This is a genomic window from Pseudomonas sp. GD03842 (genome assembly GCF_029841165.1).
In the GTDB taxonomy this organism is placed as follows: domain Bacteria; phylum Pseudomonadota; class Gammaproteobacteria; order Pseudomonadales; family Pseudomonadaceae; genus Aquipseudomonas.
This window is the reverse complement of record NZ_JAOCEA010000016.1, coordinates 93,972-115,261: the sequence shown is the minus strand read 5'-3', so window position 1 is coordinate 115,261 and position 21,290 is coordinate 93,972. Positions and strand designations below refer to the sequence as shown.

Annotated in this window: 20 protein-coding genes; 8 read left to right on the top strand and 12 right to left on the bottom strand. The window is 61.2% G+C overall.

From position 1 onward, the window contains the following. Window positions 1-5: 5 nt before the first annotated feature. The 4 genes from N5D61_RS21350 to N5D61_RS21335 all read right to left on the bottom strand — a co-directional run bounded on the left by N5D61_RS21350 (window position 6) and on the right by N5D61_RS21335 (window position 5,109). Window positions 6-1,358 (bottom strand): cytochrome c, encoded by a 1,353-nt coding sequence (locus N5D61_RS21350; RefSeq protein ID WP_279894171.1) that lies wholly within the window; start codon window positions 1,356-1,358, stop codon window positions 6-8. A 28-nt stretch (window positions 1,359-1,386) separates the two neighbouring features. Then, window positions 1,387-3,639 carry a molybdopterin cofactor-binding domain-containing protein gene (locus tag N5D61_RS21345; RefSeq protein ID WP_279894145.1) on the bottom strand — a complete coding sequence of 751 codons (2,253 nt, stop codon included), beginning with the start codon at window positions 3,637-3,639 and terminating at the stop codon, window positions 1,387-1,389. Then, window positions 3,639-4,091 carry a (2Fe-2S)-binding protein gene (locus N5D61_RS21340; RefSeq protein ID WP_108238804.1) on the bottom strand — a complete coding sequence of 151 codons (453 nt, stop codon included), beginning with the start codon at window positions 4,089-4,091 and terminating at the stop codon, window positions 3,639-3,641. Before N5D61_RS21340 ends, N5D61_RS21345 begins: the two co-directional genes overlap by 1 nt. A gap of 85 nt (window positions 4,092-4,176) precedes the next feature. Further along, a complete protein-coding gene (locus N5D61_RS21335) occupies window positions 4,177-5,109 on the bottom strand; it encodes an AraC family transcriptional regulator (RefSeq protein ID WP_279894144.1) in 933 nt (310 codons plus the stop codon). Between the two features lie 300 nt (window positions 5,110-5,409). On the opposite strand from N5D61_RS21335, the gene N5D61_RS21330 reads away from it, so the two are divergent. Beyond that, complete coding sequence (locus tag N5D61_RS21330) at window positions 5,410-5,712, top strand: RcnB family protein (protein WP_279894143.1); 303 nt, start codon at window positions 5,410-5,412, stop codon at window positions 5,710-5,712. An 87-nt stretch (window positions 5,713-5,799) separates the two neighbouring features. On the opposite strand, the gene N5D61_RS21325 is transcribed toward N5D61_RS21330, so the two are convergent. Together N5D61_RS21325 and N5D61_RS21320 are read right to left on the bottom strand one after the other, a co-directional pair. Next, window positions 5,800-6,060: a DUF1652 domain-containing protein gene (locus N5D61_RS21325; RefSeq protein ID WP_108238807.1), complete on the bottom strand. Its 261-nt coding sequence runs from the start codon at window positions 6,058-6,060 to the stop codon at window positions 5,800-5,802. A 175-nt stretch (window positions 6,061-6,235) separates the two neighbouring features. Then, window positions 6,236-6,451 carry a hypothetical protein gene (locus N5D61_RS21320; RefSeq protein WP_279894142.1) on the bottom strand — a complete coding sequence of 72 codons (216 nt, stop codon included), beginning with the start codon at window positions 6,449-6,451 and terminating at the stop codon, window positions 6,236-6,238. Between the two features lie 225 nt (window positions 6,452-6,676). Between N5D61_RS21320 and xth the strand changes: the two genes are divergently transcribed. After that, complete coding sequence (gene xth, locus N5D61_RS21315; protein ID WP_108238809.1) at window positions 6,677-7,462, top strand: exodeoxyribonuclease III; 786 nt, start codon at window positions 6,677-6,679, stop codon at window positions 7,460-7,462. 19 nt (window positions 7,463-7,481) lie between these two features. On the opposite strand, the gene N5D61_RS21310 is transcribed toward xth, so the two are convergent. Continuing rightward, on the bottom strand, window positions 7,482-7,673 hold the full coding sequence (locus tag N5D61_RS21310) for a hypothetical protein (protein ID WP_279894141.1): 192 nt from the start codon (window positions 7,671-7,673) through the stop codon (window positions 7,482-7,484). Window positions 7,674-7,906: 233 nt separating this feature from the next. Beyond that, entirely contained in the window at window positions 7,907-9,046 is a 1,140-nt protein-coding gene (locus N5D61_RS21305) for a glutathione-independent formaldehyde dehydrogenase (protein ID WP_279894140.1), read from the bottom strand. 249 nt (window positions 9,047-9,295) lie between these two features. Here N5D61_RS21305 and N5D61_RS21300 point away from each other — a divergent pair, with 249 nt between their 5' ends. Beyond that, window positions 9,296-11,869, top strand: a complete 2,574-nt coding sequence (locus N5D61_RS21300) for an ATP-binding protein (protein ID WP_279894138.1) — start codon at window positions 9,296-9,298, stop codon at window positions 11,867-11,869. 85 nt (window positions 11,870-11,954) lie between these two features. Here the strand turns inward: N5D61_RS21300 and N5D61_RS21295 are convergent, their stop codons facing one another. Beyond that, the gene (locus N5D61_RS21295) at window positions 11,955-15,221 is read right to left on the bottom strand and encodes a CHAT domain-containing protein (protein WP_279894136.1); all 3,267 of its coding nucleotides are present in this window, start codon (window positions 15,219-15,221) and stop codon (window positions 11,955-11,957) included. A gap of 577 nt (window positions 15,222-15,798) precedes the next feature. On the opposite strand from N5D61_RS21295, the gene N5D61_RS21290 reads away from it, so the two are divergent. Next, complete coding sequence (locus tag N5D61_RS21290) at window positions 15,799-17,214, top strand: MFS transporter (RefSeq protein ID WP_108238813.1); 1,416 nt, start codon at window positions 15,799-15,801, stop codon at window positions 17,212-17,214. A gap of 86 nt (window positions 17,215-17,300) precedes the next feature. Next, window positions 17,301-17,732 carry a nuclear transport factor 2 family protein gene (locus tag N5D61_RS21285; RefSeq protein ID WP_108238814.1) on the top strand — a complete coding sequence of 144 codons (432 nt, stop codon included), beginning with the start codon at window positions 17,301-17,303 and terminating at the stop codon, window positions 17,730-17,732. 123 nt (window positions 17,733-17,855) lie between these two features. Here N5D61_RS21285 and N5D61_RS21280 read toward each other — a convergent pair whose 3' ends face one another. The 3 genes from N5D61_RS21280 to N5D61_RS21270 form a co-directional block, all read right to left on the bottom strand. Beyond that, complete coding sequence (locus tag N5D61_RS21280) at window positions 17,856-18,098, bottom strand: hypothetical protein (RefSeq protein ID WP_108238815.1); 243 nt, start codon at window positions 18,096-18,098, stop codon at window positions 17,856-17,858. Between the two features lie 84 nt (window positions 18,099-18,182). After that, window positions 18,183-18,440 carry a hypothetical protein gene (locus tag N5D61_RS21275; RefSeq protein WP_279894135.1) on the bottom strand — a complete coding sequence of 86 codons (258 nt, stop codon included), beginning with the start codon at window positions 18,438-18,440 and terminating at the stop codon, window positions 18,183-18,185. Between the two features lie 13 nt (window positions 18,441-18,453). After that, on the bottom strand, window positions 18,454-18,753 hold the full coding sequence (locus N5D61_RS21270) for a hypothetical protein (protein WP_108238817.1): 300 nt from the start codon (window positions 18,751-18,753) through the stop codon (window positions 18,454-18,456). 101 nt (window positions 18,754-18,854) lie between these two features. Between N5D61_RS21270 and N5D61_RS21265 the strand changes: the two genes are divergently transcribed. From N5D61_RS21265 to N5D61_RS21255, 3 genes are all read left to right on the top strand, one after another. After that, the gene (locus N5D61_RS21265; protein WP_279894134.1) at window positions 18,855-19,301 is read left to right on the top strand and encodes a hypothetical protein; all 447 of its coding nucleotides are present in this window, start codon (window positions 18,855-18,857) and stop codon (window positions 19,299-19,301) included. A 73-nt stretch (window positions 19,302-19,374) separates the two neighbouring features. Beyond that, window positions 19,375-20,283 (top strand): glutaminase B, encoded by a 909-nt coding sequence (glsB, locus tag N5D61_RS21260; RefSeq protein WP_279894132.1) that lies wholly within the window; start codon window positions 19,375-19,377, stop codon window positions 20,281-20,283. A 183-nt stretch (window positions 20,284-20,466) separates the two neighbouring features. Beyond that, window positions 20,467-21,246 (top strand): EAL domain-containing protein, encoded by a 780-nt coding sequence (locus tag N5D61_RS21255; protein ID WP_108238820.1) that lies wholly within the window; start codon window positions 20,467-20,469, stop codon window positions 21,244-21,246. Window positions 21,247-21,290 lie beyond the last annotated feature (44 nt).

The window sequence follows — 21,290 nt, the reverse complement described above, 5'->3', positions numbered from 1 at the left end:
CGTCCTCAACGCATGTGCAGAATGATCGGGCTGCTGCTGGCCGGATCGGTGTGCTCTCGCAGTTTGCCAACCGATTGTGCATCCACCGCCGTGCCGTGATTGCCCCAAGTGGTGCGAATGAACGTCAGGACCTCAGCGATTTGCTGATCCGACAACTGCTCGCGAAACGCCGGCATGCGATAGGCATCCGGTACCCCTGCCGCGACCACCCGTTGCGAGCCGTTCAACGTGATGTTGATCGCTGAAGCCGCCTCCTTCGCCAGCGCCGAAGTGGCGCCCGCCAATGGGGGCATCGCCTCAGGCTGGCCCTGTCCGTCCACCCCGTGGCACGAAGCGCAGCGGGTAACATAAGTGTGAGCGCCGGGCGTGTCCAATCGTTCCACAGCGGAGACGGCCTGATACTGCCAAGGCGTGCCGTCACGCTGGCTATCTCCCGGCAGCGACTTGAGGTAGCGGGCAATGGCAGCAAGGTCGTTATCGCTCATGAACTGAGTAGAGTTGTTGAACGCTTCGGTCATCGAGCCGAACACCACGGCGTGCTGGTTGCGACCGGTTTTGAGGAACTGCACGATCTGCGCTTCGCTCCAGCGACCCAGCCCCGTGTTGGGGTCGTCCCGCAGGCTCGGCGCGTACCAGCCATCCAATAATGCACCGGCCAGGAACGGCTTGCCGGATTCATTCAGCGCCTTCTCATTGAATGCCAGGCCACGCGGCGTGTGGCAACTGCCACAGTGACCCGCGCCTTGCACCAGGTACGCGCCCCGATTCCACAGTTCATCCTGTCCGGACTTGGCCACATACGGCGTGGTGTCAGCGAACACACCATTCCACAGCGCGATCGGCCAGCGCAAATTCAAGGGCCATGGAATCGAGCTGGGGAGATTGACCTGCTTGACCGGCGCAACCCCTTTCATGAAGAAGGCGTACAGCGCACGCACATCGTCATCATTGAGCTTGGCATACGACGGATACGGCATTGCCGGATACAGGCGTCGGCCGCCCGGCGCGACACCGTGGCGCAGGGCCCGATCAAAATCGGCCAGGCTGTAACCGCCAATCCCGGTTTCTTTGTCCGGGGTGATGTTGGTGGCATGAATCGCCCCCAACGGAGTGGCCATTTCCAGGCCGCCTGCGAAAGGCGCGCCATTCGGCACGCTGTGGCAGGCCACGCAGTCGCTGAGCCGAGCGACGTACTCGCCACGGCTCACCAGGGCAGGGTCGATGTCGGCGACCGCAGTGGGATCGTTCTGCAACGACGAGGCGGGTTCACGGGTGACGTACCAGGCCAGCAGCATCGCCGCGACCAGGCACACCACGACCACTCCCCCAGCGGTTCTTGCGAATCGGCTGTTCTTCATAGGCATTGCTGTAGACGCTCCCTGCAGGTCAGGTAAAAGAATGTCGGCTCAGTGGCAGGCTGCGCACGCGCTGCCCGGTCAAGGTCGCCACCGCATTGGCCACGGCAGGCGCCACCGCAGGCAGCGGCGGTTCACCGATGCCGCCCATCTTTTCCCCACTCTCGACCACCTTCACATGCACCCGTGCCATGCGTGACGGCGGCAGGATCGGGTACAGGTCATAGTTGCGGCCTTTCGGTATGCCATTGACGTAAACCACCTCTTCCACCAGCGTCTGCGACAGCCCGAGTGCCACCGCACCATTGACCTGCGCCTCGACAATCGCCGGGTTGACGATGTTGCCAGGGTCAATGGCCTGCCAGATGTCATGCACCACGACCTGGCCGTCCTTGATGGACACTTCCGCGATCACCGCCGTCTGCGTCCCGAACGGTGACGCCATGGCGACCCCACGCGCACGCCGGGTGCCGTCCTCGGCGGTGAACGGTCCGCGCTTCCAGCCGCCCGACAGCTCGCCGACCGCGGTGAGCAAGGTGGTCAGGCGTGGGTTGTCGCGCAGCAGGTGCTTGCGCAACTCGAAGGGATCCTTGCCGCCCTTGTCTGCCAGTTCATCCAGGAACGACTCATAAAAGAAGTCGTTGAGTGAATTGCCCACGGAGCGCCAGTAACCCAGCATGACCGGGCCCTTGACGTAGATCTGCGCGATCCGTTTGTTGGGGATGGCGTACGATTTGCCCGCCAGGCCTTCGAGGGCGGTGGGGTCGATCTTGTCGCCCTGCTTGCCCGCCAGTGCTTCAGTTGGGCCTTCCGTCGCGCTCACCGCTTCGATTGCGACCGGCCAACCGTTTTCGTCCAGCGCTCCACGGAAATTGACCGCCGCGATGGGGCGCATTGCATCGCGCAAGAACTCTTCCTCGCGGCTCCAGATCAACTTCACCGGCCGGCCCACCGCCTTGGCCAACGCAATTGCCTGCGGGTAGGGGTTGGCCGATTCGTACAGGAAATGGCGTCCGAAAAACCCACCCAGCAGCGGCGAATGCAAGGTGATTTGCGCCGGGTCGAGCCCGGTGCGTTTGGCAATGTCCGCTCGGAACATGTCCGGCGCCTGGTTGGGCAACCAGATCTCCAGCGAGCCGTCGGCGTTGAACCGCGCCAACGCCGAGGACGGTTCAAGCTGGGCATGGTTCAGGTACTGGTTGTGATAAGTCGCTTCCACTGTCGATTTGGCCTTGGCCAGGACGCCCGCGACATCCCCCTCTTTCTCGTCGTCGCGTGCCGGGCTTTTTTCCGCGGCCAGACGCTGGACGTACGCGTCACTGGAAAAGTCGGCGGGCATCGTGCGCCCGCTCGCATTGGCCGGGGCCTCCTGCCAGTCGACCTGGATGGCTTCCACCGCCCGTTTGGCCGTCCACCAGCGCTCGGCAACGACCGCCACAGCGCCGGGCAACCGGTGCACCGAGTGCACGCCTTTCATGGCCTTGACCTGCTCTTCATTGCGCAGATTGCCCACGGTCATGCCCAGGCGCGGCGCATGCTGGACCGCCGCATGCAGCATGCCATCGACCTTCATGTCGATGCTGTACAGCGCTTTTCCGGTGGATTTGTCGTAGGCGTCGAGACGCTTGACCGGTTTGCCGATCCAGCGGAACTGGCTTGGGTCGCGCAGTTGCACACTGGCGGGGTCGGGCACAGGCAGGTCCATGGCCCGCTCGGCCAGTTCGCCGTAGGTCACTGAACGGCCGGAGGCCGCGTGCACCACTTTACCGGGCTCGGTGGACAGCTCGCTCACCGGCACGCCGAGCTTTTCCGCCCCGGCCTGGAGGAACATGGCGCGGGCCAAAGCGCCCATGCGCCGCATAGTCGGGTAACTCATGCGCACCGACATGCTGCCGCCGGTGATGCGCATGCCGTTTTCCATCACGTAATAGGCATCACCGGGTGGCGCGGCGTCGACGAAGAAATTCGCCGGATCGACATCCAGCTCTTCCCCAACGATCTGCGCCATGGCGGTGAAAGTGCCCTGCCCGCCCTCGATGAACGGGCAGCGCAAGTGCACGGTGTTGTCCGGGCGGACTTCCAGGAAGGCCGGGACTTGCGTGCCCCGCTCCGTCGCGTTGCCGGCCGCGGCGGCCTGCACACGGGAGGCGCCCAACGGCAAGCCAAAACCCAGCACCAGAGCGCCGAGCGCGGAACCGGTGAGAAAGCGACGGCGGGAGAAATTCACCGGCCCCGTCAGTGGTTGACCCAGCGCCTGCTCAATGGCATCAAGACGAGCGTTCATCAGGCTTCCCCCTTCGCCAGATCGTGCACGGCGGCATGAATAGCGTTATAGGTGCCGCAGCGACACAGGTTGACCATGGCCGCCTCGATCTGCGCGTCGCTGGGTTTGGGATTGTGTTTGAGCAGCGCCGTGGCCGCCATCACTTGACCGGACTGGCAGTAGCCACACTGGGCCACTTGCTGATCGACCCACGTTGCGACGACGCGCTTGCCGACCTCGTCCGACTCGATTGCCTCGATGGTGGTGATTTCACGCCCCACCACCCCGGCAACCGGCGTGACGCAGGAGCGCACCACGTTGCCGTCCACCAATACCGAGCACGCACCGCATTGCGCCAGGCCACAGCCATATTTGGTGCCGGTCATACCCAAATCGTCGCGAATCACCCACAGCAAGGGCGTGTCCGCATCCGTATCGACCTGATAGGTCTTCTGGTTGATTCGTAGTTCCATGGTTCACCCGCTGATCATCGGTTATGTTGCGTTTTGTCATTCGTGACCCGCGTCGAGGCGGATCATCGGTCATACGGATTGCGGCCTAGGCCGTTTCACTGTCCAGGGACGATTCATCGACCCGCTGGCCCCGCCGTTGGGCGATGTCCAGCCGGGGGGCCGCGCCGAACAGGCGACTGTATTCTCGGCTGAATTGCGAAGGGCTTTCATAGCCGACCGCGAAAGCGGCACGGGACACCTCGAGCCGTTCGCTGAGCATAAGGCGCCGCGCTTCATTCAGCCGCAGCCATTTCTGGTATTGCAGCGGGCTCATCGCGGTGAGCTGGCGAAAATGGTGGTGAAACGTGGGGGCGCTCATCTGCACCCGCGCGGCGAGCTCTTCGATACGCAGCGGCGCGGTGTAATTCAGCTTAAGCCAGTCGATGGCCTTGGCGATGCGGTAACCCTGTCCGTCCACGGCAGCGATTTGTCGCAAGCGAGCGGCCTGATCGCTGTGCAACAGGCGGTAGTGAATCTCCCGCAGCACCAGGGGCGCCAGCACTGGGATGGCTTGGGGTTCATCGAGCATTTCCAACAGCCGGGCAAGCGCCCCTTCCAGCACCGGCGACAAACGACCGATGCCCACCCCCGTCCCCGCAGCCCGCGCTTGGGGCGAGGGCGTGACGCCTGCGGCAATCACCTCGGTCAACAGGGTCACGTCGAGCTTGAGCACCAGTCCGACGCAGGGCTGCTCCGGGCTTGCAACGAGCACCTGACCGTTGGCAGGCAGATCCAGGGACGTCACCAGAAAATGCGACGGGTCATAGCTGTACGCTTCACCGCCGATCCACAATTGCTTCGCACCCCGTGCGACGAGAATCAGGCTCGGCTCGACCAGGCATGTCGCTGGCGGCACTGGCCGGTCGCGACGAAACAGCGCCAGCCCGGGGATCGACGTCTGGATGTCGCCCGGCTCGCGGATACGTGGGTCGATGAGCTTGGCCAGTGACGAGGCCTGGTGCACGCGGGGGTGAATCATCGTTCGAACTCCTTTGTGCAGACTCTAGTCTGCAATCCCGGCGTTTCCTATCCGTGCGCCTGCATTCTCAGAGGATTAGGCAAGCATTCCAGAGGATTGAACTACGGCTGGGTTGATCCGCATGAACGCACTGCAAGCCACTCGAGGAATCAGTATCGCCGGGCTGTAAGCCCTGCCACCCATCAATCGCGTTGAACGCCTGACAGCGGTTCCGATCCATTGAGACAGCGGTTCAACCCACGCGGCCGCACGTTGCGGACCGCAAGAACCCTTTCTCGCTCATCATCCTCGGGAGTTTCCATGAACTATAAAACCTACCTGACTGCGTTTTCGCTCGCGGCCCTGTGCGCTGTTTCCAGCATCAGCCAAGCGGCCGAGGAGCCCACCGTCAAGATGGACCGGCCTGGCGCGGGCGTTCGGGAGATCAAAAAGGGCGACAACGTGCCTGACGAGTATCAGCGTGAAAGTATGGCGATCAAGGACTGGAAAAGCCGCAAGCTGACAGCGCCAGGGGAGCATGAGCAATGGGTAGAGATCGGCGGTAAATACGCGCTGGTCAATATCCCGACGGGCACCATCAAAGAGATGGTCAACAAGAAATAGCGTCGTGGGTACACCACCCACAAGCTGCGGAGCTTTTGCGCAGCCGCGTGCCGCCTGCTGGTCAGGCGGCCTTCATTTCGCGATGGCTCAAGCGCGCCGGCCTGTCCTTCTGCTCTCTCTGCCGTGGGTTTGGGCGAATCGAGTACGCAGTTGAGCCACCAACTCGGCAATGGCCCGACTGTTGTCCAGCGATGCGGCATTGATTCCACCTGTCACCAGGTTGGCGCCGGTGGCGGGATCGACGAGCTCGATCGTCAGTTCATTGGAGGCGCTTGCCGTGCACCGGCATTCCAGAGGCAGGAAGCCCGATTCGATGATGTGACGCAGTTCAAGCAGAGAAATAGCCATCGCGATTGTCCTTGTTATGTCGGCAGTACAGCGTCAGGTTCATCCCTTGAAATCTTTCGGCCCGGCTCATCGGGCACCGTTCGGCCTTCCGCTGGCCTTTATCGATTATTTATGTACCCGCCGTAGCATGGATGCGCATTGATCGGCATCAACGCCCTGGGCGGGGGGGATTTTTTCAGCGCTGGGGTGGATGCTCCGAGGACACCGAGTTGTTGGCGTCTACGTCAGACATGTCCTCGTCCTCCAAAGCCGCCTCATCGTCCGGCTCGAGCGGAACATGGGCGTTCTCGGGCGCTGGATCGGGGATTACGTCCGGCCTGCCGGATTCGAGCGGTTCAATGGAGTCGACCGCGTTTTCGCTGCCACCGGGAATGCCTGTTGATGGGCTCATATACACCTCTTGGTTCAGGGTTGGGTCGTGCTTAAAAGTTTCGAATCACCCCCCGCCCCTGTCGTTCAACGAAGTTCCCGAACGGTCGTACCGAGCATGTTGCTAAACATGTCGCCAAAACTGTCCTAGCTTTGAGTCCTAGCTTTGAGTCCGAGCTTTCAGCCCGAACTTCGCCCTGCCCCGCCCCTCAGATGAGGAAGTGGGCCAGTTCGAGAGGTATACGCAATGGGAGCGCTGAAAATTGCCACATTCAACGTCAACGGTATTGGCGCGCGCCTTCCCAATCTGTTGCGGTGGCTGGAGCGTGAACAACCCGACATCGTCTGCCTGCAGGAGCTCAAGGCGCCAGACAAGGCCTTTCCTGCCCGGGAGATCGAGGCAGCGGGCTATGGCTCGCTCCACCTGGGTCAGCCTTCCTGGAACGGCGTTGCCATTCTGGCGCGCGACACTGAGCCCTTGCTGATCCGCAAGGGGCTGCCAGGGGAAGAAGCCGATACCCACGCACGCTACCTCGAAGCAGCGGCTCACGGTGTCATTGTCGCGTGCCTGTATTTGCCCAACGGCAACCCCCAGCCAGGGCCGAAGTTCGATTACAAACTCAGGTGGTTCGAACACCTGATCAAGCACGCCGAAACGTTGCAGGCGAGTGAACATCCCGTGGTCATGGCGGGCGACTTCAACGTGGTGCCCACTGACGACGACATTTACAACCCGCGTTCATGGCGCAAGGACGCTCTGCTGCAACCTGAAAGCCGCGAATGCTTTCAGCGGCTGCTGGCCCAAGGCTGGATCGACTCGGTCAGGCATCTGTATCCAGAGGAGCGCGTCTTCACATTTTGGGATTATTTCCGGCAGCACTGGCAAAAAAACTCCGGGCTGCGCATCGACCATCTGCTTCTCAACCCCGTACTTGCCCCGCGTCTCGAAGACGCCGGGGTGGACGCGTGGGTGCGGGGAGAAGCCCATGCGAGCGACCATGCGCCTACCTGGATCCGCCTCGAAGGGCTGTAGTGGTGGGTCGTCAAACGGGTCAGGGCTGACGCTCGAGCGTATCGGTCTCGGCGCTTGTCACAGCAGGGCCCAGCAAGCGGTAATAGCGCATGTGAAACCGCGACTCCTCCTCACGCCCCTCAAGTCGCGCACGCAGGGCCGTATCCAGATGCCACTGGCGAATGCGGCACAGGCTTTCGATCTGGCGTTTGGACCGGGTGCTGTCACTCATCGGGCTCTCCTTGCCTCAATTTTTGGGGAAGTCGGCGGACGGCTAGACACTTGCCTTCAGCCCGTCGCAGTCGTAGGAATGACCTAGGTCCGTTCGCGGCGGTTCAGCCACGACTTCAGCCGAGACGACGGATGGCGTTCCCCCTGCCTGCCTAGCGCCTCCGCCGCTTGCGAAAGGACCGACACGAGCAGGCGCCTCCAGGGTCGGCAGGCGCTTGCTCATGGCCTGAGCGATCAGGCGGCCGGTTTCAGGATGACCTTCGTCCACCCTTCATCCCGCGCATCGAAGTGCTTGTACGCATCAGGGCCTTCCTCCAATTTCAGGCTGTGCGAAATGATCTGCGAAGGCTGGGCGCGGCCATGGTGAATCAATGCTGCCAACCGCCGGTTGTAGGCTTTCACATTGGCCTGGCCGGTGCGTACCTGCTGACCCTTGAACCAGAACGTGCCGAAATCGAAGGCCATCTTGCCCTCCTTCGCCAGCGCGTTATTGGCGCCCGGATCCTGTGGAACGAACACGCCGACTGCGCCAATCCCGCCCGTGGCCTTGGTCGATGCCACGAGATTGTTCATGGTCAAGTGATTCGCTTCGTGCCCATGCCTGTCACAGCATTGGTAACCCACGCATTCACAGCCCCGGTCGGTGCCCCGCCCGTTGGTCAGATTGAGGATCTGCTCGACGGCCTCCTGCTCCAGACCGGAGATCGGGGTAGCGCCCATCTGCGCAGCGAGCTTGAGCCGGTCAGGATGGGTGTCGACCACGAACACTTGAGACGCCCCTTTGATCATCGCCGCATGGGCGGCCATGAGCCCTACCGGTCCGGCTCCGTAGATGGCAATCGTCTCGCCGGGCAGCAGACCGGCGAGCTCCGTGGCATGCCAGCCAGTGGGAAAGATGTCCGAGAGCAGGACGTAATCGTTTTCTTTTTCTTGCGCATCTTCAGGAAGCACCAGGCAATTGAAATCCGCGTAGGGCACGCGCAATAACTCGGCCTGCCCACCTTGGTACGGTCCCATGTCGGCGAACCCATAGGCGGCGCCCGCCGTTCCCGGATTGGCCGTCAGACAGAATCCCGTCAGCCCCTTTTCACAGTTCTCACAGAAACCGCAGCCGATGTTGAATGGCAGGCAGACGCGGTCGCCCACCTTGATTCGGTCGACACCCAGGCCGACCTCCACCACCTCCCCGAGGTTCTCATGCCCGAACACTCGGCCGGTTTCCATAGACGTGCGGCCTTCATACATATGCAGGTCAGAGCCACAGATGTTCGTGGTGGTGATGCGCACCACGACATCGGTGGGTTTTTCGATTTTCGCATCGGGCACGTTTTGCACGCTCACGTCGCGCGGCCCGTTGTAGACGATGGCTTTCATAAGACACTCCCGTTCAAACACCAAAAGGTTTGTCGGCTCACAAGGTATCTGTCCGGTGGGGGCGGCAATTGGGTCAACGATTCGTTCAGGCATATGACGAGTGGCGCTCTTTTTTTTTGGCCCCGCGGCGCAACCAAGTGAATTTGCATCGAAAGCGGGGATCTATGATCGGATTGATCGCCGGCCGTTTAAGAAATAAACGCCTTATGCGCCGCAACACTTCGCCATGAAAACGCACAAGGACTGAACATGGATTCGCTCAAACGTGACGACCACTCAACCGCTGAAAGCGACGTGTGGTTTTTGTCGGATACCAGCGAAGTCTCAAACCTTCTGCGCCGCTTGAGCGCGCAGGATTGCCCTCTCGGCGCGCCCGCTGCCTGGTCGAGAAGCCTGCAAACCCTGGTCGCGACGATGTTGCCGGTCAAGGCCCAGATCGTGCTGTTTTGGGGGCCGGATTATGTGGCGCTTTATAACGACGCCTACGCTCCGACCATTGGCGCAAAACACCCGCGAGCACTGGGGCGTCCTGCGGTCGAGAATTGGAGCGAGCTGTGGGACGACCTTGAGCCACTGTTGCGCGGCGTGCGTGAAACCGGGGAGACGTTCAGCGCGAAGGATCGCCCTTTCTATATTCAGCGCAGTGCCCGGGGCGAGGTCGTGTACTTCGATGTGTCCTATTCGGCGGTGCGCGCCGAAGACGGCTCGATCGGCGGCGTCCTGTGCATCGTCACCGAAACGACCCAACGTGTTCAATTCGAGGAACTGCAGGCATTTCTCGTGCAACTTGGGCACTCGTTCCCCGCGTTCGTCGAGCCGGAACAGATCGAAACCCACCTGCTGAATGCGTTGAGCGCCAAGTTGCGGCCGGGGATGCTGTGCCTGGGGCGTACGGAAGACAACGGCGGTACATTCTTGCCGGCGCAGGTTCACGAAGGGGGAAGGCTGTTGCGGCACTGCGTCATGCCGGCCTGGCATGGCGTGAACCTCCAAAGGCTGCGCACCGGTCAGGCGCTTTACTATTGGAACGATGATGTGCACGTTGACGAATCGGTGCACGCCCCCTTCTTCCTCGAACAGGCCATCCCCGCGCGAATCGACATTCCGTTACTGCGGGACGGCCGGCTGGCAGGCGTGCTGACCTTCAAACCCGACCCGGCGAACGAATTCGGCCCTCATCAACTTCGCCTGGCCATCGAAGCTGCGGGGCTGGCTTGGCTGTGGATGAACCACGCCAGTGCAGAGATGGCGGTGCGTGTCAGTTCACGTCAGCTTTCAGCGATGTTCGATCAGGCAAGCGCTGGCATCGCGGTCTGCGATGTGAGTTCGAAACTCGAGCGCATCAACGAGCGTTACTGCCAGATGCTGGGGTGCTCCGGCGATGCGACGACCTTGGGTAGCCTGGACCGTTTGATGCGAGGTGAGGCGTTCAGCCCCATGCGACCGGAATTCGAGCGCGCGCTTTACAGTGGCGTGCCGTTCGAAAGCACACAACGCTACCGACGCCAGGATGGAACGGACGTCTGGATTCAGAACCATGTCACCCCCATCAGAGACGGCCGCGACCGCTATTCCCGATTGCTGTGCGTAGGCATCGACGTCAGCGCCCGGATCGAGGCGGAGAACGAACTGCGGCGGTTGAACGATGAATTGGAACGGCGCGTCGGTGAAATGGTGGCCGAGCGCGAAAAAGCGCTGGCGCAGTTGCACGAGTCTCGAAAGATGGAAATGGTGGGGCAGATTGGCGGTGGCGTGGCCCATGACTTCAATAACTTGCTCACCCCCATCATCACCTCGATGGAGCTGATCAAGCGTCGCGTCACCGACGAACGGATCTCCCGGCTGGTGGACGGTGCCTTGCAAGCGGCGGACCGCGCGCGGGTCCTGGTGGGTCGCCTGCTGACCTTCGCTCGCAGGCAGACGCTCAGACCCGAACCGACCCAGCTTGCGCGGTTGATCCATGACTTGACCGACCTGATCGAGCGCTCTCTGGGCCCCACGATCCCAGTGACCCTGAACATCGATGCTGAGCTGCCCAATGTGTTGGTCGACGCCCACCAACTGGAGCTCGCCATCCTGAATCTCGCAGTGAATGCACGCGATGCCATGCCCCAGGGGGGACACTTGGTGATTTCGGCGACCCACGCGACCGACGCCGCGAGCAAAGGGCTGGCTGAAGGGGATTACGTCAAATTGTCCGTACAGGATAACGGCTGCGGAATGGCCGAGGACGTGCTGCGCAAGTGCGTGGAACCGTTTTACTCCACCAAGGGCGCTGGGAAAGGCACCGGGCTAGGCCTTTCCATGGTGCATGGGCTGGCGCTCCAATCGGGCGGTGCGTTCGATCTGACCTCTCGGCCTGGCGCTGGCACCACCGTCAGCCTCTGGTTACCGACCACCTGCGAAGCGGTGAGGCCCGAAGAGCATCCTCAGGTCGAGGCTCCGACGGCGCAGGCCAAAACCCATATTCTGTTGGTGGACGACGAAAACCTGGTCAGGCAAAGCACCGCATTGCTGCTGCGCGACTTGGGCTATCAGGTCACCGAGAGCAGCAGCGCCACCGAGGCGCTGGCAAAGGTCGCGGACGGCCTGCTGCCCGACCTGCTGTTGTCCGACCAGGTCATGGCGGATCGCTCGGGACTTCAATTGGCGCACCAATTGCGCGCGCAATTCCCGCACCTGCCTGTCCTGATCATCACCGGGTACACCCACATCGAACTGCCCCACGGTGAGGGGTTCGAACTGCTGACCAAACCCTTCAGCCGCGAGGACATCGCGTCGAGAATTCTTCATCTGCTGAAGGGGCGTGAAGCGGCGGGGTGAATGGCGCTGACACCGCGGATGCGACAACGCCTGGTGCTGCCGTCCGCCCTGATGCTACCCCCGCTTCATCCCCCTCACATCCGTCCTAGCTTGAAAGGCGCGCGTACGGATGGCCATAGACCGTATAGGCCAGCCACGAGGTGTCGAGGTCGCGCCGCGCCTGCTCACGTGCGGCGCGCAATGCATGACTGACATTCTGTCCTGTCTTCAGTTGCCCATAGAATTGCGACGCGAACCCCAGCGCAGGCCTGTCGCCAATCGACCAAAGCGTACCGACGAACAACCCCGCGCCGCGCTGGACGAAAGCCTGGGCCAGCCCGCCCGCCCCCGAGAGCGTTTTACCCGTCACCCCTGACTGGCAGGCATTCAGGAAGACCAGCGGCCGGTAACCGTCGAGCGCCAAATTGGCGTAAGTCTGTACGGACGCAACCGAAAGCAGCGCCGTCTTGTCACTGCCAGCCACATTCAGCAGCAGTCCGGCATTCCAGACTTGTTGATAATCCGTACTGCCATGGCAAGCGAAGTGCAGAGCGTCGAAATCTTCTCCTTTCGCACGCGCCAGCGCACTGAGCACCGGAGCGATTTCGTCGCCGATCGACACCGCACCAAACAGCTCGCCCAGCAAGGTCGCTTCCTGTTCGACGTTGGCCAGATTCAGCTTTGTATCGTGATAGCGAGGGATGCAATAAGCCGCCTTTCCTGTTCGCAATCTGAGCTTTGAAGGCGCGATGCCGACATTGCTCATCCAGCGCGTGAGGCCCAATTCGGCCAGAAACACACCACCGCTCAAGGGCGTCGGTTTGTCAGGGTCGACGACGTGCACGACCTCCCAGGGGATTGAAGGCTCATTGGCCACGACCTGAAAGCTACCGATCGCCGCGCGGTGCTGCCAGATGAGGCGACGCAGTTCCAGGGGGAACAACTCGTTGAACATCTGCACGCCCTCAGCGCGTACGCTTTGCATCAACTGCTCGAACACCTCCCCCGCCACCGCCCAGCAATTTTCCAGCTTCTTGTAGAGGGTTCCAATGTAGGCCTCCTTTTTGCTGGTGAAGTCCTGAGTCACGAACTCATGGTTGATTTCCAGATCGTCGCAGCGGGCGATGAACCTGAGCCGCCATCTGTCCGGGACACCTTCCTCTAAGATGCGAAGGTCGACCATGGGCGGGTCTTCCTGAGCGCTGTCGACAACCGATAACACGCTCAGGTTGCCCTTGGACACAAACACCGGCTGCAGAATCATGCGTGTCAGACGGCGGGCGCCCTGCAGCACGTCTACCCAAACCTCCGCCGGCCCCACAGCCATGCCCTTCAGCCCAAACGACAGCGTCTGGGGAGAACCTTTGCCAGGCGGCGCAATCGTCTCGTTGTCAGGGCCTTCTATGCGGCAATTGGTCCGCGGACGAATTTTGACATGCAAGAAAACATCGGGCTTCACGGCAACGATGTCGCTGACGTGGGTCTTGCCGGCGTCCTTGGCAATGTCCTCCAGCGAAAGCGTGACTTCAAGTTCTGCGGTTTCTCCTAACACCGGGGATTCCGGCAACGACGCGTTGACATAGCAGGTGGTCGGCGCCTCCTGCCCCTGCGGCGGCGCCATTCCAGGTGCAGGGGCAGGTGCCTCGCCCAGGGTATCGATGTCATTGGGCGACAAATCCCAGTCTCCGAAGGCGCCCCCTCGGTGAACAGGCGATTGATCCTCGATGTCGGCAACCGCATCGGCGAGCACCGGGCTTTCAAAAAAGGCGTGATCCAACTCAAGCGGAGTCGCCGCATCGCGCAGGGTGTGCGTCAACCCCTGCGACATGCCCAGCCAGTTGGAGAGTTGCTCGCACGTCCGGGCCTGAGCAAAGTACACGGTGTGGTAGATCAAATCCTTGTTGGCATAGGCGAAGACGGAAGTCTTGGGGAGAGTGGTTCCTTCACCAAACGTGGTCATTGACGCAGTGTCGACGACCAGATCGTTGTCCTCGTTCTTCCACAACCGGTCCGTCAGACGGTCAGCCAGGAACTCAGCCAGCGCCCTCGTCATACCGTTGCCGACATCGAATCGGTCTGGCTCGAAATTCGCGGTGATCGCCCGATAAGTGGCAGTCTGGGATGGATCCTCAACACCGTTCAGCCGCCGGACCGTCGCTCCGCTCGGTTCCATGGAAGCCAGGCCGGGGACCTTGCGTTCGTCGATCGCAACTTGTGCCAGCATCTGCATGAACTCGCCCAGCGTCTTGATTGCCAGGCTGACCAGCGGCGTCAGCAGGACGCTCCCCGTGATCGCCCCGACAGCCCGGGCACCGGCCATGACCACATTGGTATAGAAATCAATGAGGTCATGCCAGTTGGCCGGCTCGGCAAGGTGAGTGCCGGCGTTGGTGCAACCGACGAAGACGGTGTTGCGCAAGAGAATGTCGGGGCTGCTGCGGGGCAACAGCTCCCGTGCCCATACACGCCATACCAAACCGCCCCGGCTGAAGGCGACGCTGTCGACAATGGTGCCTCTTGGCAGCCCGCCGAGCACCAGCGCCATTGCCTGGGCATTGGTCTCGACATCCTCCGCCAGTGTCTTGTGGTCGAAGCCTATGACAGCGTCGTACTTTTGGTACGCCTGGCTGAGAAACTCGCGTCCGCTCTCATGCGCAGTGAGCGCGCCGAAACTGCCGGACGTCGAAGAGAAGGTGCCATGAATCAGCAGAAGTACCTGCAGGGTACCGCCTCGACCACGCGTGGGAAGCGTTTTACCCATCGGCACCCATTTAGCCGGGTCCATACCCTCTAACAAGACCAGCCCCGTGCGGTTGCCCGACTCGATGTGAGACACGATGGCATTGACGGTCTGGCCAGCGACGAACCTGAGCACCAGTACGCGGATCGGCTTGATCAATGTACCGATCACCCAGTCGGTCAAAGGCCCACGGCGCAGCGGTTGCGCTTCCCCCGGGTCGAGCGGTGTCAGCGTGAAGGTGCGGGTGGACTTTGCGCCACTGCGGGTCTGGGGATTAACCACGGGGTCCGGTTGCTGCCAGGCGAACACACCCCCCTCGCCCTCCAACAGAACCACAGCGAGCTCATCGGGATTGAGGTCGACGTCGACCCGTATGTGATCACCCAGATTCCGCTGGTCCCGAGCCTGCACATCACCGCTCAACGCCACGTCACTGCGGACCTCGAATCCAGCATCGCTCAGTGCCTCATGCAACGCATCTACCTGCCATTGCGAAGGAACCGTTGCGTTGCGCTGGGTCAACGGTGGGGCGGGGCTGGCGACTCCGCCGTGGACTTCAAGCAAGATATCCGCAGGTAAGTGAAAGGTGACGTCCAACTCAGTCGGCGAGCTCCCCGCTCTGACGGTGCGCATGATGTTCACTCCAACAGGTGGTTGTAGCTTCTGAAGTTCGTCCTTTGGCAGAAGCCCACAACCAGAAGCCCGGTGAAAATCGTGCCAGGAATCTGGGGCGTTTGCGTTTCGGTGGGTTGACCATTCCCCGTGCCGACGAGCGCAGGGTGATGGCGTTCATCCAGCATAGAAGCGCTTATCGACTTGCGCGAGCAATGACCACGCGTTTTCTGCGTGCAGCCGCAGCGCCTCGCCCTGAATGCCACCACAACATTGACAGCCCAAGGTCTCACTGGCTATAACTGCCTTGTTGTACGACAACATATGATTCAAAGCGACAACATTTCCAAAAAATAAAAACAGTGTCGGCCACCCCCATGAATCCAGACTGCTTGCTCATTAGCCCTAATCCCCGGCCTTTTCACGCTTTTTGGCGAAATGGCGAGCCTCCCGCAGTGAAGCCCCTGGCCAGCGCACTGCCGATTCCACCACCCTCCACTTGTTAGACGTCTGACTCCGAGAGTCTACTCGGGCCAATCTGCACATTCTCGGCACACGGCCGAGAGACCATCACACCTCCAAGAACAAGAGTGATGTCATGAACCTCAACGAGTCCACTCACCCGCAAAGCATGACCCAAGCGGCAACCCGTTCCATCGGCAAATACCGTTGGACGATCTGTGCGTTGCTGTTCTTCGCCACCACGGTCAATTATCTGGACCGCCAAGTGCTGAGCCTGCTGGCTCCGGACCTGTCCGCTCAATTCGGCTGGAGCAACACCGACTACGCCAACATCGCGTCGGTCTTCCAGTTTGTCTACGCCATCGCGATGGTCTTCGCAGGCCGAGTGGTCGACAAGATCGGGACGAAAACTGCCTACATGGTGGCCATTGGGGTCTGGTCGACGGGCGCTGTGATGCACGCCTTTGCGGTACCGCTGGGTCAAGGCATCGGTGCGATCGCCGGCGCGTTGGGCTTGGCGGCGATCCCGGTGTCCATCGCAGGTTTCATGTTGTCGCGGGCGGTGCTGGCGATCGGCGAAGCGGGCAACTTCCCCATCGCGATCAAAGCCACGGCCGAATACTTCCCCAAGAAAGAACGCTCATTCGCCACGGGCATCTTCAACTCCGGGGCCAATGTCGGGGCAATCGCTGCGCCCATCTGTGTGCCGCTCATCGCGGCGGCATGGGGTTGGGAAGCGGCTTTCATCGTGATTGGCCTGCTGGGTTTCGTCTGGCTGGGCTTCTGGCTGGCGCTGTACGAAAGACCGGATCAGCAAAAGCGCCTGACCGCCGACGAGTTGGCTTATATCCGCAGTGACGAAGCCGAATCCACCCAGCCCCTCCCGGCATCGAACGTGCCTGGCCGAAAGGTCTCGTGGTTCAAACTGCTCACCTATCGTCAGACTTGGGCCTTCGCGTTTGGCAAGTTCATGACCGACGGCGTGTGGTGGTTCTTCCTGTTCTGGCTCCCGACCTACCTGGCTGCGCAGTACGGAATGAAAGGTCCCTCCATCGTGATGCCGTTGTTCGTGCTGTACAGCATGACCATGGTCGGGAGTATCGGCGGTGGCTGGTTTCCCAGCTATTTCATGGCACGCGGCGACAAACCTTACGACGGCCGCATGAAGGCGATGCTGGTGATCGCGCTGTTCCCACTGCTGGTACTCCTGGCGCAACCGCTGGGCTACATCAGCTTCTGGGTGCCCGTCTTGCTGATCGGCATCGGCGCGTCCGCCCATCAGGCATGGTCCTGCAACATTTTCACCACGGTTTCCGACATGTTCCCGCAAAAAACCGTGGCCTCCGTGGTCGGCATCGGCGGCATGGCGGGTGGCCTGGGGGGCGTGGTCCTGACCAAGATCGGAGGCTGGGTATTCGACTATTACAAATCGATCAACGATATCCACACCGGCTACATGATCATGTTCGCCATCTGTGCACTGGCCTACCTGGTGGCCTGGGGCGTGATGAAGACGCTCGTCCCGCGCCATAAGGAAATCACGGACCTCTAAGGTGGCCTGCCCGACCGATTACACGGCAATGCCGTACCGACACGCGGGGGTGTTCTGCCCTCGACGACAACAAGAAGGAAAGAGCGATGACCCGATACAAACTGCTGCTGGGCTTTCTGGGCGTGTTTTCCGGATATGTGTTCGCCGCGCCGTCCGCCGACGAGCAAGCCGTGGCCAAGGCGGTCGACAACATGACCCAAGCGATGCTGCACAAGGACACCAAGGCCCTGAGCGCCCTGACGTCCGACAATGTCACCTACGGCCACTCCAGCGGCAAGATCCAGAACAAGGCTGAATTCATCGCCGACATCGAGACCGGACGCAGTGGGTTCAAGACACTGCAGATGTTGAACCAGAAAATCACCCTGGACGGCGACGTCGCCCTGGTGCGCAACCACTTTTCCGCACAGGCCGTGAACAGCGGCGTGGAAGTCCCCACCGAGATCGAGAACTTCCAGGTCTGGCAGAAGCAAAAAGGTCAGTGGTTGCTGATCGGACGACAAGCCTTCAAGTTCTGACATTCCGCCCCGTATGGACTGATCGGCAGTGAGCAGTCAGCCTCCCTGCCGGTGAGTGCGTGCATCCTGAGTCTCCCGGCACCGACACCTCAGATCGGCGTCCCCCATACTCACGTCCGCGGCTCACACCGCCGCATCACCGATTTGAACGATCCGCCCTGCCGAGATATCGCCCACGATGGCGCTGAGCCGACTTTCTTCGCGCTGGAACATCGCGATCATCCGCTGCAACGCCTGGGCATCCGGTTCATTGCCTGCCTGGCTCAACCGCTCGGCAATTCTGACCAGTTCTACCGCTGACCACTTGAGATCGGCTGCCAGACCTTGCAGGTCCCTGCGCAGCGTTTGCGTGGTGGTGTCCATCATGACGCTCCTGTTCATTTCTTCAGATGCATATCGGCAGCGAACCGAGAGGGTTGCATGTCCTTCGTCGGTTCGTAAACGCGAGGTTCACGCCTCGCGGCCTTGATCGCCTTCGCAGGGAGGGCGCGTGCCCTTCTGCTCGATGGCATGGCTGTACGCGGCGTCGGCGTAATCCAGCATTTCGTCGAGCTCGCTGGCCGTGATGATACCCAGCCTGGCCAACGCCATGGCATGCCCGGTGAGTTCGCCGCTCCAATGCTCAATCGCCAGCTCCCGACGCCCCTCGTGGTTCAACAATATGTTCCACAGTTCCAGCTCCCGGTCCCTGACCTGTTCATACCCCATGACGCTTCCTCCTTCAATCAACGGGCCTGCACCACCAGGACTGGGCATACCAGACCTCCCCTTCGAGCTGAATGCCGCTGAGGGTGAACCCCTCCCGCGCCATGGCCGACAGGCTCGCGTCGTAGAGCTCCGGCAGCAGCAGCTTGAAATCACCGTGGGTCGCCCTGAGGGTGGCGACGTTCGAGTGCCGGTGCAGGGGCTCGCACACACGGTTGGTGATGGTGAGCTCGCCGTGGATCACGGTCGTGCGTTTGGGCGGAACCATCGGCAGCGCCTTGCCGTTGCTGCGTCGGGGGGTGATGAGAAATTGCATCGAAGTCACTGCCGCTGTACTGTACACATATACAGTTAACTAGACCCCTGAGCGGTGGTCAATGCTGTATGGCATGAGTGGCGTAATGTGAGGTGACCAACATGTGTGGCGGTGTCGAAGCGAAGGACAAGAACCGAGCGTATGAGCCCGTGCGCGTCTACTTCCCCAATCCGATGGCTGCGCTGCCGGTGGTGTTGGAAGATGGTACGGATCTTGGGTGGGTACGCTGGGGGCGACGCAAGGAGCAGCCGGGCTGGGGCCCACAGGGCGGCTGGGCGAAGTATGAAACCATCGAGCGAGGCGGCTGGGAAAAGTATCACCCGCAACGTGCCATCGCGTTGGTCAGCCGCTTCATGGAAAAGGACGCTGAACGGGTGTCCCACTGGTTCGATATGAACGACGGCTATGGCCTTGAGTGCCTGGTGATCGGCGAGGCGCAGGAGCGACGGGTTTACGTGGTCACCCGCGCACCGCCTGCGGCGTACGAATGGCTGCACGACCGTTGGCCGGCAGTCACGCCGGTTCCTGGAAATGACCGTGAAATGTGATTTCGGCCGCTTGTCCCGCGTCAAGTGAGCTATTGCCCCCACCGCTGTCGGGGGACTGATGACAGGGCCCTCCATGCAAACGCTGTTGAACGACATTCTTGATGAAGTCCGTCCCTTGATCGGCAAGGGCAAAGTGGCTGACTACATACCCGCGCTGGCCGACGTACCGGCGCAGCAGCTAGGCATTGCCGTGTATGGCAATGATGGCAGCTACCACTGCGCAGGCGACGCGCTGGTGCCTTTTTCCATACAGAGCATCTCCAAGGTGTTCAGCCTGGTTCAAGCGATCGGCCACTCCGGCGAAGCCATCTGGGAACGCCTGGGCCACGAGCCCTCAGGCCAGCCGTTCAACTCGCTGGTGCAACTGGAGTTCGAGGGCGGACGGCCGCGTAATCCGTTCATCAATGCGGGCGCATTGGTCATTTGCGATATCAATCAATCGCGCTTTGCGGCGCCGACGTTGTCGATGCGCGATTTCGTGAGGCGCTTGTCGGGTAATCCTCACGTCTTGATGGACGCCCGGGTGGCCGACTCGGAGTACCAATTCCGCGCGCGCAACGCGGCGATGGCGTACCTGATGCAGTCGTTCGGCAACTTTCACAACGAAGTCGAGACGGTATTGCGCAGCTATTTCAGCTATTGCGCGCTGCGCATGAGCTGCCTGGACCTGGCTCGTGCATTCTGTTTCCTGGCCAACGACGGCTTCTGCAAGCACAGCGGTGAACAGATCCTGACGCGCCGCCAGACTCAGCAGGTGAATTCGATCATGGCCACCAGTGGGCTGTATGACGAGGCCGGAAATTTCGCCTACCGCGTGGGGTTGCCCGGCAAGAGCGGCGTAGGAGGCGGGATCGTCGCCATCGTACCCGGGCAGTTCAGCGTGTGCGTGTGGTCACCGGAGCTCAATGCAGCAGGCAATTCCCTCGCCGGAATGGCCGCGCTGGAATTGTTGAGTTCGCGCATTGGCTGGTCGGTGTTCTGAAGAGCGCCCCGGCTCTGTTCCGGGGCAAAGACAGCGCAGCGGGGGCGGGGCTGGTCGGTACTGTATGGAAAGACTCACCGTCGGATGACCATCTGCTTCTTCCACCCAGACTCCCATTTCCCTGTAAAATGGTTGCACTTGGCCATGAGCATGTCGTGCATGGTGGGGCTACCAGGACGACTTATGAGTGATCACAAACCGCAACGCAGTTTCACCTCGATCAGCTGCGCTGAATGCCGGAATCTGAGTGACCTGGGTTTCAACTTCACGATGGCCTTTCAGCCTATCTTCGACGTACGCACCGCGCAGCCGTGGGCCTATGAGGCGCTGGTGCGGGGCATCAACGGCGAATCGGCAATGAGCATCCTGGCCCAGGTCAATGACGATAACCGGTATCGCTTCGATCAGGCTTGCCGGGTCAAGGCGATCGAACTCGCGGCTCAATTGGGTTTGCCCGCGCTTGCGGACTGCAAGCTCAGCATCAACTTTCTGCCCAATGCCGTCTACCGGGCCGAAACCTGCATTCGCGCCACGCTGGAAGCCGCACGCGCCTTCAACTTTCCAACCGAGCGCCTGATGTTCGAGGTGACCGAAGGCGAGCGGGTGGACGACCCCGAGCATTTGAAAGCCATCTTCAATGAGTACGAGCGGCAGGGATTTACCACTGCCATCGACGATTTCGGATCGGGCTATTCGGGCCTCAACTTCCTGGCGATGTTTCAGCCCAATGTGTTGAAAATCGACATGGCGTTGACCCGGAACATCGACTCCGACCCGGTGCGCAAAGCCATTGTGGAGGGCATCGTGCTCGTCTCGAGAAGGCTGAACATCACGGTGGTCGCCGAAGGTATCGAAACCGCTGAAGAACGCGATTCGTTGCTGGTCCTGGGCGTCAACCTCATGCAAGGCTACTTGTTCGCCAGGCCACAGGTGGGCGCGTTGCCGAAGATGCTGGCCCAATAAAGCCCTGCACCTCTGAAGGCAGTGCCGCGAACCGTCATGCCCCC

Bases quoted from the DNA above. Each gene is read 5' to 3' on its own strand.
- N5D61_RS21350 (WP_279894171.1), bottom strand. From the start codon at position 1,358: ATGAAGAACAGCCGATTCGCAAGAACCGCTGGGGGAGTGGTCGTGGTG.
- N5D61_RS21345 (WP_279894145.1), bottom strand. From the start codon at position 3,639: ATGAACGCTCGTCTTGATGCCATTGAGCAGGCGCTGGGTCAACCACTG.
- N5D61_RS21340 (WP_108238804.1), bottom strand. From the start codon at position 4,091: ATGGAACTACGAATCAACCAGAAGACCTATCAGGTCGATACGGATGCG.
- N5D61_RS21335 (WP_279894144.1), bottom strand. From the start codon at position 5,109: ATGATTCACCCCCGCGTGCACCAGGCCTCGTCACTGGCCAAGCTCATC.
- N5D61_RS21330 (WP_279894143.1), top strand. From the start codon at position 5,410: ATGAACTATAAAACCTACCTGACTGCGTTTTCGCTCGCGGCCCTGTGC.
- N5D61_RS21325 (WP_108238807.1), bottom strand. From the start codon at position 6,060: ATGGCTATTTCTCTGCTTGAACTGCGTCACATCATCGAATCGGGCTTC.
- N5D61_RS21320 (WP_279894142.1), bottom strand. From the start codon at position 6,451: ATGAGCCCATCAACAGGCATTCCCGGTGGCAGCGAAAACGCGGTCGAC.
- xth (WP_108238809.1), top strand. From the start codon at position 6,677: ATGGGAGCGCTGAAAATTGCCACATTCAACGTCAACGGTATTGGCGCG.
- N5D61_RS21310 (WP_279894141.1), bottom strand. From the start codon at position 7,673: ATGAGTGACAGCACCCGGTCCAAACGCCAGATCGAAAGCCTGTGCCGC.
- N5D61_RS21305 (WP_279894140.1), bottom strand. From the start codon at position 9,046: ATGAAAGCCATCGTCTACAACGGGCCGCGCGACGTGAGCGTGCAAAAC.
- N5D61_RS21300 (WP_279894138.1), top strand. From the start codon at position 9,296: ATGGATTCGCTCAAACGTGACGACCACTCAACCGCTGAAAGCGACGTG.
- N5D61_RS21295 (WP_279894136.1), bottom strand. From the start codon at position 15,221: ATGCGCACCGTCAGAGCGGGGAGCTCGCCGACTGAGTTGGACGTCACC.
- N5D61_RS21290 (WP_108238813.1), top strand. From the start codon at position 15,799: ATGAACCTCAACGAGTCCACTCACCCGCAAAGCATGACCCAAGCGGCA.
- N5D61_RS21285 (WP_108238814.1), top strand. From the start codon at position 17,301: ATGACCCGATACAAACTGCTGCTGGGCTTTCTGGGCGTGTTTTCCGGA.
- N5D61_RS21280 (WP_108238815.1), bottom strand. From the start codon at position 18,098: ATGATGGACACCACCACGCAAACGCTGCGCAGGGACCTGCAAGGTCTG.
- N5D61_RS21275 (WP_279894135.1), bottom strand. From the start codon at position 18,440: ATGGGGTATGAACAGGTCAGGGACCGGGAGCTGGAACTGTGGAACATA.
- N5D61_RS21270 (WP_108238817.1), bottom strand. From the start codon at position 18,753: ATGCAATTTCTCATCACCCCCCGACGCAGCAACGGCAAGGCGCTGCCG.
- N5D61_RS21265 (WP_279894134.1), top strand. From the start codon at position 18,855: ATGTGTGGCGGTGTCGAAGCGAAGGACAAGAACCGAGCGTATGAGCCC.
- glsB (WP_279894132.1), top strand. From the start codon at position 19,375: ATGCAAACGCTGTTGAACGACATTCTTGATGAAGTCCGTCCCTTGATC.
- N5D61_RS21255 (WP_108238820.1), top strand. From the start codon at position 20,467: ATGAGTGATCACAAACCGCAACGCAGTTTCACCTCGATCAGCTGCGCT.